Raw genomic sequence first — 13,617 nt, forward strand, 5'->3', positions numbered from 1 at the left:
TCAGGCTCGCTTCTTGAAGGTGGAGGACGCCCACAGGTAGCCGGCGAGGGCGATGACCGCGCACCAGGCGATGGCGGGGATGACGTCAGCGGTCTGCGGTGTGCCGTTGAGGAGTCCGCGGAGGGTTTCGATGATCGGGGTGAACGGCTGGTACTCGGCGAACTGCCGCACGCCGGGGCCCATCTTGTCGGCGGGGACGATGGCGCTGCTGAAGAACGGCAGCATGATCAGCGGTACCGCGGCCATCCCGGCGGTCTCCGGGGACTTGGCGGCCAGGCCCAGGGCGACGGTGAGCCATGCGGCGGCGACGCCGAGCAGCACGATCATGCCGGCCACGCCGAGCCAGTCCAGCAGCCCCGCGTTGGGGCTGAACCCGAGCAGGAACGCCACCCCGATCAGCGCCGCGATGGCGATCAGGTTGGTCAGGACGCTGGCCACGACGTGCCCGGACAGCACCGCGTTGCGGGACACGTCCATGACCTTGAACCGGTTGATGATGCCCTTGGTCATGTCGGAGTTCACGGCGGTGGCGGTGGCGCCGAGGCCGTAGCAGACCGCCAGGAGCATCAGCCCCGGGGTGGCGTAGTCGATGTAGTCCACGCCGACGCTGAACGCGTCACCGAAGACGTACACGAACATCAGCATCATCACGATCGGCATCAGCACCGCGTTGAACACCGAGGTCGGGTTGCGGGTGATGTGCTTGAAGTCGCGGCGCAGCATGACCAGCGACTGGGACTTGGCGCTCATTTTGCAACAACCTCCGAGGAGTGGCCGGTCAGGGCGAGGAAGACGTCATCAAGGTCGGGAGTGTGCACGGAGAACTCCTCCGCGCTGAGCGCCGCGCTGTCGAGCCGGTCCAGCAGTGCGCGGAGGGACTGGGTGCCGCCGTCGCTGGCGACCCGCAGCGCGAGCGCGTCGTCGTCACGGGTCGCGCCGGGGAACAATTGCGTGGCCGCGTCGAGCTCGGCCATGCTGGTGAACCGGAACCGCACGTGGGTGCCGGGCAGCTGCCGTTTGAGCTCGTCGGGCGTGCCCTGCGCGACGATGCGACCCTGGTCCAGGACCGCGACGCGGTCGGCGAGCTGGTCGGCCTCCTCCAGGTACTGGGTGGTGAGGAAGATCGTGACGCCGTCGGCGACCAGGTCCCGGATGATCGACCACATCGTGCGGCGGCTGCGCGGGTCCAGACCGGTCGTCGGCTCGTCCAGGAAGATGATCCGCGGGTTCCCGACCAGGGTCATGGCCAGGTCGAGCTTGCGGCGCATCCCGCCGGAGTACGTCGACGCCGGCTTGCCCGCCGCCTCCACCAGATCGAACCGCTCCAGCAGCGCGTCCACCCGGCCGGCACGGGACGGCGCCCTGCCGAGGTCCACCATCAGCTGCAGGTTCTCCCGCCCCGTCAGCAGCTCATCCACCGCCGCGAACTGCCCGGTCACCCCGATCGCCGCCCGCACCGCCCGCGCCCCGGTGGCGATGTCGTGCCCCGCGACGCGCGCTGTGCCGCCGTCGGCACTCATCAGCGTCGTCAGCACGTTCACCGTCGTGGTCTTGCCCGCCCCGTTCGGGCCGAGCAGCGAGAACACCGTCCCCGCCTGAACGCTCAGGTCGATGCCGTCGAGCACGACCTTGTCCTTGAATGCCTTCCGGAGGCCAGAAACCTCAATCGCTGAACTTGTCATGCATCGAAGATTCGACGCCCGCTCTGACACCCACCTGTCACGGCACTGACACCGTCACTGACACCTCAGGGGTGGGTCATCGACAGCAGGTCGAGGGCCTCGTCGAGCTGCTCCTCGGTCAGGGTGCCCTTGTCGAGGTGGCCGCGGGAGACGACGACCTCGCGGATCGTGCGGCCCGTGGCGAGGGCCTCCTTCGCGATCGCGGCGGCCTCGTCGTAGCCGAGGTACCGGTTCAGCGGCGTGACGATCGACGGGGAGCCGGCGGCGTACGAGTGCAGCACCTCCTCGTTCGCCTCCAGCCCGTCGACGCAGCGGGACGCGAACAGGCGGGAGACGTTCGTGAGCAGGCGGATCGACTCCAGCAGGTTGCGGGCGATGACCGGCAGCATCACGTTGAGTTCGAAGTCGCCCTGGGAGCCGGCGAAGGTGACGGCCGCGTCGTTGCCGATGACCTGGGCGACGACCTGGCGGACCGCCTCGGGCACGACCGGGTTGACCTTCCCGGGCATGATCGACGAGCCGGGCTGCAGGTCGGGCAGGCGCAGTTCGCGCAGGCCGGCGCGCGGGCCCGAGCCCATCCAGCGGATGTCGTTGGCGATCTTGTACAGCCCGACCGCGATCGTCCGGAGCTGGCCGGAGGCCTCGACGAGGGCGTCGCGGGCGCCTTGGGCCTCGAAATGGTTGCGTGCCTCGGTCAGCGGCAGGCCGGTCGACGCGGCCAAGGAGGCGATCACGGCGGCGGAGAACGACGGGGGTGTGTTGATGCCGGTGCCGACGGCCGTGCCGCCGAGGGGCAGTTCGCAGACGCGGGGCAGGACGGACGAGATGCGCTCGATGCCGTAGCGGATCTGCGCGGCGTACCCCGAAAACTCCTGACCCAACGTCACCGGCGTCGCATCCATCAGGTGAGTGCGGCCGGCCTTCACCACAGATGCGAATTCGTCCGATTTATCGGACAAAGCCGACGCCAATACGGAGAGCGCCGGAATCAGCTCGAAGGAAAGCGCCGTAGCGGCGGCGATGTGGATCGACGTGGGAAATACGTCATTGGAGGACTGCGACGCGTTCACGTGGTCATTCGGGTGCACCGGCCGGCCCAGTGATCGCGATGCCAGCGTCGCCAGTACCTCGTTGACGTTCATGTTCGACGACGTCCCCGAACCGGTCTGGAACACGTCGATCGGGAACTGGTCGTCGTGATCCCCGCCGGCGACGGCTGAAGCCGCGGCAACAATGGCCTCAGCCACATCGGTGGGAAGCACGCCCAGCGACGCGTTCACCGTGGCCGCGGCCGCCTTGATCTGCGCAAGAGCCTTGATGTGGGAAGCCTCCAGCCGCCCACCGGAGATCGGGAAGTTCTCCACCGCCCGCTGCGTCTGCGCGCGCCACAGCGCATCGGCCGGGACGCGGACCTCGCCCATCGTGTCGTGCTCCACGCGGAATTCCATACGGTCTACATTGCCCCGCCGAGGGCTCCGTCAACGAGAAAGCGCGCTCAGATCACAGACGCCGAGCTCCTCGAACAGGGCGACCGCCTGGTCGTGCAGGCCGAGTCCGGCCAGGGCGCGGGCCTGCTCGTACCGGTCGCCGATCCGGATCGTCTTGGCCAGGGCCTCCTCGTTGAGCTGCCGGGCCTCCTCGTTCATGCCCAGCTCCCGCAGCGTGATCGCCAGGTCGTTGGCGGTGAGGCACTGCCCGGACACGTCGGCGACCTGCTCCATCAGCGACCGTGCGGCCCGCTGGCACGCCACGGCGTCGGCGAGCCGGCCCTGGAGACGGTGGGCGGTGCCGAGCTTGCTCAGCGTCTCCGCGGACCCGTACTGATTGACCGAATGCTGCTTGAGCACCAGTGCGCGCCGCAGCATGGCGGTCGCGACCGTGAGGTGGCCCAGGTGCAGGTGGACGAGGCCGATCTCGCCGAGCATGATCCCGAACGCCCGCAGGCCGCCCATGCGGCGGGCGACGGCGAGCCCGCGCCGGTTCGCGCTGAGGGCCTGTTGATAGTTTCCGGCCTGGGTGTGTACGAGGCCGATCATGCTGTTGATTTTGAACTGCAGGCTGGCGGGGACCTCGTCCATCTGCAGCGCCGCCGCGGCCTCGGCGGCGGCGATCGCCTCCGCGTACCGGCCGAGCTTGCTGTGCAGCATCGCGGTGTTGGTCAGGGCGGTGCCGACGAGGCGCGGGATGCCTTCGCGTTCGGCGATCGTGGTGACCAGCCGCAGGGTTGACAGCGCCTCCGCCATGCGGCCCATCCGGAAGTACACGGCGGCCAGGTAGTTGCGCGACTCCGCCTCCAGCTCGGGGCTGGGCAGGGTGGTCGCCGCGACGATCGCGCGTTCGTACAGGTCGAGCTGGGTCTCGCCGTAGCCGAAGCCGAACAGGAACGGTGACACGGCCCGCGTCATCAGGCAGATCTGCCGGTGCCGGCCGAGGTCGGACGCCAGGCGGGCGGCGCCGAGCACGTTGGGCAGCTCGCGCTCCAGCCAGCGCCGGGCCTCCGCGACGCCGCTGAACTCGCGCGCGGTCGGCGGCGGCACGTCCAGCCGCAGCACCGCCCGCGTGTCGGCCAGCTCCAGGAACGTGTTGGCGCTGGCCACGCTGTGCAGGTAGTGGTCGAGGAGCCGGTCGACGGCCGCGTCGCCGTCGACCGCGAGCTGCGCGGCGTAGTCCCGCAGCAGGTCGTGCAGCCGGTAGCGGCCGGCCGCCGGCGCCTCGACCAGGTGCACGTCGACCAGCTCTTCCAGCAGGTCCTCCGCCTCGGCGACGGGCAGCTGCGCCATCGCGGCGGCCACCGCCGGCTCGAAGTCGCCCGCCGGGTGCAGCCCGAGAAACCCGAAGAACCGCTGCAGGTGGACGGGCAGCTGCTGGTACGACAGCGCGAACGCGGCCGCCAGGGTGCGCCCGTCGACCGCGAGCTCCGGCAGCCGCCGGTCGGCGCCGCGCAGCCGGCGGGCCAGGTCGCTGACCGTCCAGCTGGGACGGTGCTGGAGCCGCGCACCGGCGAGCCGCACGGCGAGCGGCAGCCGGCCGCAGAGCTCGACGACCTCGGTCGTGCACGCCCGGTCGGCGAGGGCCCGGGCGCCGACGGTACGTTCCAGCAGCTCGATGCCCTCCTCGAGGGGCAGCACGTCGAGGGAGACGGGCTGGACGCCGTCGAGCCCGCCGAGCCGGCGGCGGCTGGTGATGATCACGCCGGTGTGGGCGGTGCCGGGCAGCAGCGGCAGCACCTGCGCGGAATCCAGGGCGTTGTCGAGCAGCACGAACACCCGCCGGTCGGCGAGCTCGGTCCGCCACAGCACGGCACGGTCGTCGAGCACGGCGGGCACACGCTCCGGGGGTACCCCCAGCTGCCGCAGCAGGGCACCGAGCGCCTCACCAGGGTCCAGCGGCGCCCGGTCGCTGTGTCCGCGCAGGTCGAGGTACAGCTGCCCGTCCGGGAACCTCGGCGAGACCGCGTGCGCGGCCCGGACGGCGAGGGTGGTCTTGCCGGTGCCGGCCATCCCGTCGATGGCGAGCACGGCGTGCCGGTCGTCGCTGAGCGCCGCGACGATCCCGGCGAACGCGTCGGCCCGGCCGGAGAAGTCGGCGATGTCGCGGGGCAGGCAGCGGGCGGCGCGGCGGGGTTCGTCGCCCGGCTCGACCGAGGCGAGCAGCAGCGTCACGTCGCCGTTGAGGATCCGCCGGTGCAGCTCGACGAGCTCGGCGCCCGGTTCGATGCCGAGCTCCTCGGCGAGCATGGTCCGCCCCCTGCGGAACACGGCGAGGGCGTCGGCGCGCCGGCCGGTCCGGGCGAGCGCGGTCATCAGGTGACCCCGGAACTGCTCGTGGTGCGGATACCGTTCGACCAGGTCGGCGACCTCGGCGAGGATCTCCTCGGCCGCGCCGAGCCGCAGCTCCAGGTCGAGGCAGAGCGACATCGCGGCGGTCCACTGCTCCTCGAGATGGGCGGCGGACGCGCGGACCGCATCGGAGTCGACATCCGCGAGGGGCCTGCCGCGCCACAGCGCGAGCGCGGCCCGCAGCTCGTCACGGGCGACGGCGAGATCACCGTCGGCGGCCGCGGCCCGGCCACGTTCGATCCTGCTGGCGAAGAGCGAGGCGTCGAGCTCGTCGGCGCCGACCTTGATGCGGTACCCCGAAGGCTCGGTGATCACCAGCTCCTCGGGCAGTCCCACCCGGCGGAGCAACTGGCGGAGCCGGGAGACGCAGCTGTGCACCTGGGCCCGCGCCGTGGTCGGCGGGTTGGTGTCCCACAGCGCCGAGATCACCTGCTGGAACGGCACCAGCTGACCCTCGCGCAGGAGCAGCAGAGCGAGGAGGATGCGTTCACGAGGCGCCGCAACCGTGATCTCGGTTACCGGTGTGCGGATCTGCACCGGCCCCAAGATCGAAAATCTGGTCGAATTGCGCATACCCACCCTCTGTGCGGCGCCTGCCTCCCCTCGAAGCTGCACGCGGTAATGCCCGATGGTAGTCAAATGAGAGCGGCGAAAGAGCAGCACGGTGGAGTCTTTTTCACGGAACGCCATGCGCATGCCGGAATGCGTCCAGGTCTTGCAGGGGGTTACTCCCAACCCAGTCAGGGACTACTGAGGTCCCACTCCTGCATTGCTCTGGACGAACGGGGATATTTCGGCCATGCGGGCGAAATCAATGAATGAGGGGTCGCGCCCAACGACGTGTGCGGCCCCCAAATTTCGCCCACCGAACCAACCGGTGTTCACGCCCCGGCTATACGCCGTTCGGCCGCCTCGCCCAACGTCCCGCGGTATGGCAATCCTGCTGCGTGCCGCCATGGCCGCCGTCCCCGCACTGGCCCTCACCGCACTCGCGGCCAGCCCCGCAGCCGCGTGGCCCGGCCCCTCTGCCAGGGTCACCTCGACGGCCACGCTCCCGTCGATCCCCCTGAGCCAGTTCGGCGTCGCCGACGACCGCGGCGTCAAGCTCGGCGGCATCGGCAGCGACATCTTCCCGACCGGCCGCCCCGGCGAGTACTGGACGATCACCGACCGTGGCCCCAACGGCCAGATCGCGATCGGCTCCGAGAAGCGGCGCACCTTCCCGACGCCCGACTTCAACCCCGTGATCGTGAAGGTCCGCGCCGCCGGCGGCGTCCTCAAGGTCGAGCAGACCATCCCGATCACCACCGCCACCGGCAAGCCCGTCACCGGCCTGCCCAACCAGCTCCCGCACGACGAGCAGCCCTACACCTACAACGCCGCCACCCCGCTGTCGATCAACCCGAACGGCCTGGACACTGAGGGCATCGTCCGCGCCGCCGACGGCACCTTCTGGCTCGCCGACGAGTACGGCCCGTCCCTGGTCCACGTCTCCGCACGCGGCCGGGTGCTCGCCCGGTACACCCCGATCGGCCTGGGCCTCACCGGCACCGACTACCCGGTGATCGAGGCGTTCCCCGCCATCTACGCATCCCGCAAAATCAACCGCGGCTTCGAGGGCCTCGGCCTCCTGCCCGGCGGCGATCTGGTCATCGGCCTGCAGAGCCCGCTCCTCGTCCCCAACAAGGCCGCCGGCGAGACCTCGCTCACCACCCGCCTGCTGCGCTTCTCCACCCGCACCGGCAAGGTCACCGCCGAGTACGCCTACCAGTTCGCCCCCGTCTCGGTCGTCGACCCCGGCCAGACCAACCCGGCCGAACTGAAGCTCTCCTCGATCGTCGGCATCGGCCCGAACACCGTCCTCGTCCAGGAACGCACCGACCAGGCCGCCCGCCTGTACCTCGCCGACCTGCGCAAGGCCACCAACCTCCTCGGCGGCCGCTACGACGACCCGACCACCACCCCGTCCCTGGAGCAGGACGCGTCAACGGTCAAGCTCGCCCCGAAGGTCCTCGTCCTGGACCTGAACACGGTCCCCGGCACGCAGAAGAAGATCGAGGGCGTCGCGGTGGTCAACCCGTGGACGATCGCCCTGATCAACGACAACGACTTCGGCATGACCGACGGCCCGGCCGCCTTCGACGCCGCTGGCCGCCTGGTCGACAGCGGCATCAAGACCACCCTGGTCACCGTCAAACTCACCCACCGGCTGCACTGACCCCGACCTCACCGCCGGGCCGCCCGTCTGGCGGCCCGCCGCGGCCATCACCGGACGACACTGCCAACCGTTGCTCAGCCATCGGTCAGTCCGCAGCGAACGGGTCCCGGCCGAGCGCCGTCTTGATCGCCTCCCGGAGCGAAACCACCGTGGCTGGATGTGCTGCCGCGTCGTCCGCTTGGTTCTCAAGCTCGCGAGCGATTGCCCGCAGTTCATCTGGCGAAGCGACCACTGAGGCCGCCTCGCCGCGAGGTGTCGACAGGACGAGGCCGGCCAGACCGCCTTGGGTGCTCACGGTCACCAGGCCCGTGCTGAGTGCCCGCTTGGCCGTCTCGACCTTCATCACCAGCCGGAGAGGGTCGCCCTTGACCGGCTGAAAGCCTCGGCGCTGGTAATACGTCGCCACCGGGTTGTTGATCGCATCAACCACGATCAGTCGGCCGCCGGCAACGGTGGCGGCTTTGGTGATGACCTCGATGGCGTCCAGCAGAAGGTCGTCGCTGAGGTGATGGCCTTGCAGCGACCGGTCCAGGGCGAATCGGGCCAGAAGGTAGGCAGGAACGATGGTGAAGCCGCCCGCTTGGCCGCCGGTCAACCCGGCCCGTTCGACCTGCGTCGGCGCGATCGAGTAATAGGCGACGACGTCGTCCGCGCCTTCCGGCGTCCATACGTAGGTGCGCGATGTGCCTGCGATTTGAGCGCGGCGAGCGTGTTCAACAAGCCAGACGTTGAGCGACGGCTCGCCGCAGTCGAACTTGCCGAGTTGGTGATGGTCCTTCAACCTGCTGGAAAGAAACACTTCACGCCCGCCGGAAGCGTCGGGGTCGGTTCGCGATCTCGGTGAGTGCCGGCGCCTCGTCCGCCTCGTCGAGCGATGCGATGAGCAGGTCGAACTGCTCTGCCGGCATGATCGTCCGGTGCGCCCGGGCCAGCACCTTGTCCGCCTCCGCCCGCGCCGACCGCACGACGAACGCCGACACGGGCTCGCCGAGCAACTCGGCCGCTTCGGAGATACGTGACTTACTCGTCTCGTCCGCTCGCACCTCGATGCGCTCAGTTTTTGGGCTCATCTGCGACTCCATCTGCCACCTTGCGCGTCCTCCCAATGTACGGCGGATGTACGGCACCGCAAAGGCGGTACCGCTGGCGAAGGTCACGGCCGTCCGGGTGAGACCGGAGCTCAGGCGGGTGAAATATCGCGACACGGGCTTATCGGGCGATCCCACGCAGTATCATCCCGCGCCGCTACGGTGATCGTGTGGCACGAGGAGCGGTCCGCAACTTCGAGACGGCGCTTGGCGCGATCGGTGTGCTGGCGCTCATCATCACGGCGATTCTGGTCACCGGCTGGAATCCGCTGCCCAACGTGTCCGGGAACATCAGTGACTGGTGGGAGAAGGTCGCGTCCAGCAGCGGGAAGCTGTCCGAGCCGGAGACGCTGTGGGCGGACCGGGTCGGGGGGCAGCCGTCGGCGGCCGTGATCGTCGGGGATGCGGTCGTCGTGCAGATGCGCGGGACGATCGAGGCTCGTGGGTTGCGCAGCGGGACCGAGCTGTGGACCAAGGAGGCCGACTGGGCCGCGGTTGCCGGGGACGGGGCGACGCAGGTCGTGATCGTCGGGCGGCGCGGCAAGGGGCTGGAGGCGATCGACCCCGCTGCCGGGACCGTGAAGTGGAAGGCCGGGGATGCGGTCGGGGCGTGGACGTACCGGGATGCCGTGCTGGCGTTGAGCTGTGGCGGCCTGTCGGACTGCACGCTGACGGCGCACGCACCGAAGGACGGCGCGCAGATCTGGAAGTTGGCGTTGCCCGGGATCGGCAGGGTGCTTGCCGGGGTCAACAGTGATCTGCTCGGCACGCGGCTGCTGTCGGACACGTTCGACGACGCGGTGAAGGCGACCCCGGGGGCGGTGCCGGCGATGCTCGGGTTTCCCATCGATCAGCGGGTACAGGTTGTCGACACGATCACGGGGAAGCGGCTGCGTACCGAGGAGCCGACGACGAGCAGCCGGATCGTGGTCGTCGGCGGGCGGGTGCTGGTCTCGACCGCGTCGCCGAAGGACGGGAACTGCCGCTACAGCCTCGAAGCGCGTGACGCCGGCACGGGCAAGGCGGTGTGGAAGAAGGACGGCTACGACCTGCGGACCTCGTCCGGGGCGGGCTGCGAGCAGCGACGGGACCCGGCGGGCGCGGACACGGTGATCGCGGCGACGCGGGGCGACAACCGCGAGGTGTTCCTGTCGCCGCGGGACGGGCGTGAGCTGTTCGTCGGCGGGCCGGGGGACTCGCTCGTCGCGGCCGACAGCCAGTACGGGCTGGTCCGCGGGGCCGACAAGAAGACGCTCCAGGTGATCAACCTGACGACCGGCAAGACCGCGTGGAAGCAGGAGATCACCGAGAAGGCGGACGTGGCGATCACCCGCTTTGCGGTGCTGGTCAACGATCCGGGGGCGGGGACGCTGAAGGCGTACAAGCCGGACAGCGGCACGCTGCGGCTGGAGGCGAAGACGACGTCAGACGTGCTCGGCGTCGGCCCTGACGGGCTGATGGTCTCGCGCGGGCGCACGCTGGGATTCCTGCCGTTCCAGTGACCGCTAACGGTGCTCCATCACCAGCGTGAAGGACGTGCCGGGAGTCAGGGCCTCGTACACGTGCGGCACGTCGCCGGGGAACGAGCAGTAGTCGTGCACGTCGAGGTCGACGGTCGCGTCCGCCGGGCCGACCCGGAGCCGGCCGCTCATCAGGACCACGTGCTCGACGGTGCCGGGCAGGTGCGCGTCGGCCTTGCGGGGGCCGCCCATGCCGACGTGCATCACATAGAGGTCGCGCTTGGCGCCGGGTGGGCAGGTCGCCAGCAGCGTGCCGCCGAAGTCGGCCTGCTCGGCCTGGACCGACGGGCCCTCGCCGGCGCGGATCACCCGCGGGGCGGTCGGCGCCGGCGGCTCGACCAGCCGGCTGAACGGCACGTTGAGCGCCACGGCCAGGGCCCACAGGGTCTCGATGTTGGGGTTGCCGGCGCCGGACTCCAGCTGGTGCAGCGTCGACTTGGCGATGCCGGCGCGCTTGGCGACCTCGCTCAGGGACAGCTTCTCGCGGTCCCGCTCGCGGCGCAGTGCGGCGGCGATGAACTCCAGCGGCGCACCCAAGGCAGACTCCCGTCACGCGTTCGGTGTATCGAACGGTGCATTCGGCTTGACGAACGCACGCTCATAGGTTCAGCATAACGAACTATGCGTTCGATGTCCCGAACGGCGTTGATGGCGGACCCGATGGTCCGTGACGTCGGAGCCCTGTGCGCCGCCGCGGTCGTGGTCGGCCTGTCGTTCGGCGCGATCGCCACCGCGGCCGGCCTGCCACTGAGCCAGATCGTGGTCATGTCCGCGTTCGTGTACGCCGGCGGCGCCCAGTTCCTCGCCGTCGGCCTGGTCTCCGCGGGCGGGACGGCCCTCGCGATCGTCCTGGCCGGACTGCTGCTCAACGCCAGGCACCTGCCGTTCGGCCTGGCGATCGGCAACGAGACCCTGGGCGACGCCCGCTGGCGCAGGATCGTCGGCAGCCACATCCTGACTGATGAGTCGGTCGCGTTCGCCCTCGCGCAGGATGATCCGGTACGCCGTCGCCGCGCCTTCTGGCTCACCGGCGCGGCGCTGTACGTCACGTGGAACATCTCCTCGACCGTGGGCGCGATCGCGGGCAGCGCGCTGGGCGACCCTGACACGTACGGCATCGACGCGGCGTTCCCGGCGGCGCTGCTCGCCCTGACCCTGCCGTCGCTGAAGGACAAGGTCGCCGTGCGGGTCGCCGTGGCCGGGGCGGCCATCGCGCTGGCGGCGACGCCGTTCCTGCCCGCGGGGCTGCCGGTGCTGCTCGCCCTGCTCGGCCTGGCCTTCGCCCTGCCGGTCCCGTCGCGGAAGGGGTCGTCGTCGTGAGCTGGATCGCGATCGTCGTGCTCGCCGTCGGCACCTACGCCCTGCGCTTCTCCGGGCCCGTGCTGCGCAGCCGGATCACCGTGTCACCTGCTGTCAGCCGGTACCTGACGCTGGCGGCGGTAGCGCTGCTGGCCGCGCTCATCGGTACCGCGGCGCTGCTCAACGGCACGGAGTTCGTCGGCGTCGCCCGGCCCGCCGGGGTCGTCGTCGGTGCCGTCCTCGCCTGGCGGAAGCTGCCGTTCGTCGTGGTCGTGGTGGCCGCGGCACTCACCGCCGCCCTGCTCAGGCTGGCCGGAATCCAGTAACTACAGTCGTGGGCATGCCAGAGTTCGCGTTCTCGCCGCTGCTGCCGCTCGGACCCGACACCACCGAATACCGGCTGATCACCAGCGACGGGATCGGCCGTGACGGGCGGTTCCTCACCGTCACCCCCGAGGCGCTGACGCTCCTCACCGACGAGGCGATGCACGACATCGCGCACTTCCTGCGCCCCGCGCACCTCGCCCAGCTCCGCGCCATCATCGACGACCCGCTGGCCTCGCCGAACGACCGGTTCGTGGCCCTGGACCTGCTGCGCAACGCCAACATCGCCGCCGGCGGCGTCCTGCCGATGTGCCAGGACACCGGCACCGCGATCGTCATGGGCAAGCGCGGCCGGTTCGTCCTCACCGACGGCCGCGACGAGGAGGCGATCGCCCGCGGCGTCTTCGATGCCTACACCCGCCTCAACCTGCGCTACTCGCAGCTCGCCCCGCTGACCATGTGGGACGAGAAGAACACCGGCTCCAACCTGCCCGCGCAGATCGAGCTGTACGCCGAGGGCGACGACGCCTACAAGTTCCTCTTCATGGCCAAGGGCGGCGGATCGGCGAACAAGAGCTACCTGTACCAGGAGACGAAAGCGCTGCTCAATCCCACCCGGATGATGCAGTTCCTGGAGGAGAAGCTGCGGCTCATCGGCACCGCCGCGTGCCCGCCGTACCACCTCGCGGTCGTCATCGGCGGCACCTCCGGCGAGCACGCGCTGAAGACCGCCAAGCTCGCGTCGGCGAAGTACCTCGACACCCTGCCGACCTCGGGTTCCCCCACCGGCCACGGCTTCCGCGACGTGGAGCTGGAGGCCGAGGTCCTGCAGCTGACCCGCGAGTTCGGCATCGGCGCACAGTTCGGCGGCCGCTACTTCTGCCACGACGTCCGCGTCGTCCGCCTCCCTCGCCACGGCGCCTCCTGCCCCGTGGCGATCGCCGTCTCCTGCTCCGCCGACCGCCAGGCCGTCGGAAAGATCACGGCCGAGGGTGTGTGGCTGGAGCAGCTCGAGCGGGACCCGGCCCGGTTCCTGCCCGACGTGACCGACGAGCACCTCGACGACGACGTAGTCGCCGTCGACCTGACCCGCCCGATGGCCGAGATCCGCGCCCAGCTGTCCGCCCTGCCGGTGAAGACCCGCCTGTCCCTCACCGGGCCGCTGGTGGTCGCCCGCGACATCGCCCACGCGAAGATCGCCGAACGGCTGGACGCCGGCGAGCCGATGCCGGCGTACCTCCGCGACCACGCCGTCTATTACGCGGGCCCGGCGAAAACCCCGGCCGGCTACGCCTCAGGCTCGTTCGGTCCGACGACCGCCGGCCGCATGGACGCCTACGTCGCAAAGTTCCAGGCCGCGGGCGGCTCCCTCGTCATGCTGGCGAAGGGCAACCGCTCGAAGCAGGTCACCGAGGCCTGCCACAGCTACGGCGGCTTCTACCTCGGCTCGATCGGCGGCCCGGCCGCGCGGCTGGCCCAGGACTGCATCAAGCACGTCGAGGTCATCGAGTATCCGGAGCTCGGCATGGAAGCCGTCTGGAAGATCGACGTGGTCGACTTCCCCGCCTTCATCGTGGTCGACGACAAGGGCAACGACTTCTTCGCCGAGGTCACCAAGCCCGTCCTCACCGTCGGCCGGCGGTGACC

General features: G+C 70.2%; 12 protein-coding genes. 5 read left to right on the forward strand and 7 right to left on the reverse strand.

The features are described from left to right. The 4 genes from OHA72_RS06450 to OHA72_RS06465 form a co-directional block, all read right to left on the reverse strand. The gene (locus OHA72_RS06450) at nt 1-750 is read right to left on the reverse strand and encodes an ABC transporter permease (RefSeq protein ID WP_327004838.1); all 750 of its coding nucleotides are present in this window, start codon (nt 748-750) and stop codon (nt 1-3) included. Then, entirely contained in the window at nt 747-1,682 is a 936-nt protein-coding gene (locus OHA72_RS06455) for an ATP-binding cassette domain-containing protein (protein ID WP_327006938.1), read from the reverse strand. The genes OHA72_RS06450 and OHA72_RS06455 overlap by 4 nt, the downstream gene beginning before the upstream one ends. A 65-nt stretch (nt 1,683-1,747) precedes the next feature. Continuing rightward, nucleotides 1,748-3,130, reverse strand: a complete 1,383-nt coding sequence (locus tag OHA72_RS06460; protein WP_327006939.1) for a class II fumarate hydratase — start codon at nt 3,128-3,130, stop codon at nt 1,748-1,750. Between the two features lie 30 nt (nt 3,131-3,160). Beyond that, nucleotides 3,161-6,058 (reverse strand): AfsR/SARP family transcriptional regulator, encoded by a 2,898-nt coding sequence (locus OHA72_RS06465; RefSeq protein WP_327006940.1) that lies wholly within the window; start codon nt 6,056-6,058, stop codon nt 3,161-3,163. Between the two features lie 394 nt (nt 6,059-6,452). Between OHA72_RS06465 and OHA72_RS06470 the strand changes: the two genes are divergently transcribed. Then, nucleotides 6,453-7,739, forward strand: a complete 1,287-nt coding sequence (locus OHA72_RS06470) for an esterase-like activity of phytase family protein (RefSeq protein ID WP_327006941.1) — start codon at nt 6,453-6,455, stop codon at nt 7,737-7,739. Nucleotides 7,740-7,824: 85 nt separating this feature from the next. On the opposite strand, the gene OHA72_RS06475 is transcribed toward OHA72_RS06470, so the two are convergent. Beyond that, a complete protein-coding gene (locus OHA72_RS06475) occupies nt 7,825-8,520 on the reverse strand; it encodes a hypothetical protein (protein WP_327006942.1) in 696 nt (231 codons plus the stop codon). 19 nt (nt 8,521-8,539) lie between these two features. Next, the gene (locus OHA72_RS06480) at nt 8,540-8,821 is read right to left on the reverse strand and encodes a type II toxin-antitoxin system TacA family antitoxin (protein ID WP_327006943.1); all 282 of its coding nucleotides are present in this window, start codon (nt 8,819-8,821) and stop codon (nt 8,540-8,542) included. Nucleotides 8,822-8,997: 176 nt separating this feature from the next. On the opposite strand from OHA72_RS06480, the gene OHA72_RS06485 reads away from it, so the two are divergent. Beyond that, nucleotides 8,998-10,329 (forward strand): PQQ-binding-like beta-propeller repeat protein, encoded by a 1,332-nt coding sequence (locus OHA72_RS06485; protein ID WP_327006944.1) that lies wholly within the window; start codon nt 8,998-9,000, stop codon nt 10,327-10,329. A gap of 3 nt (nt 10,330-10,332) precedes the next feature. On the opposite strand, the gene OHA72_RS06490 is transcribed toward OHA72_RS06485, so the two are convergent. Further along, nucleotides 10,333-10,884, reverse strand: coding sequence for a helix-turn-helix domain-containing protein (locus OHA72_RS06490; protein ID WP_327006945.1), 552 nt, complete (start codon nt 10,882-10,884; stop codon nt 10,333-10,335). A gap of 93 nt (nt 10,885-10,977) precedes the next feature. Here OHA72_RS06490 and OHA72_RS06495 point away from each other — a divergent pair, with 93 nt between their 5' ends. The 3 genes from OHA72_RS06495 to OHA72_RS06505 are packed head-to-tail and all read left to right on the forward strand — an operon-like array spanning nt 10,978 to nt 13,615. After that, nucleotides 10,978-11,667 carry an AzlC family ABC transporter permease gene (locus OHA72_RS06495; protein WP_327006946.1) on the forward strand — a complete coding sequence of 230 codons (690 nt, stop codon included), beginning with the start codon at nt 10,978-10,980 and terminating at the stop codon, nt 11,665-11,667. After that, nucleotides 11,664-11,972 (forward strand): AzlD domain-containing protein, encoded by a 309-nt coding sequence (locus OHA72_RS06500; RefSeq protein WP_327006947.1) that lies wholly within the window; start codon nt 11,664-11,666, stop codon nt 11,970-11,972. The genes OHA72_RS06495 and OHA72_RS06500 overlap by 4 nt, the downstream gene beginning before the upstream one ends. A 14-nt stretch (nt 11,973-11,986) precedes the next feature. Continuing rightward, on the forward strand, nt 11,987-13,615 hold the full coding sequence (locus OHA72_RS06505) for a fumarate hydratase (RefSeq protein WP_327006948.1): 1,629 nt from the start codon (nt 11,987-11,989) through the stop codon (nt 13,613-13,615). Nucleotides 13,616-13,617 lie beyond the last annotated feature (2 nt).

It is taken from the genome of Dactylosporangium sp. NBC_01737, from assembly GCF_035963215.1.
Lineage (GTDB): Bacteria > Actinomycetota > Actinomycetes > Mycobacteriales > Micromonosporaceae > Dactylosporangium.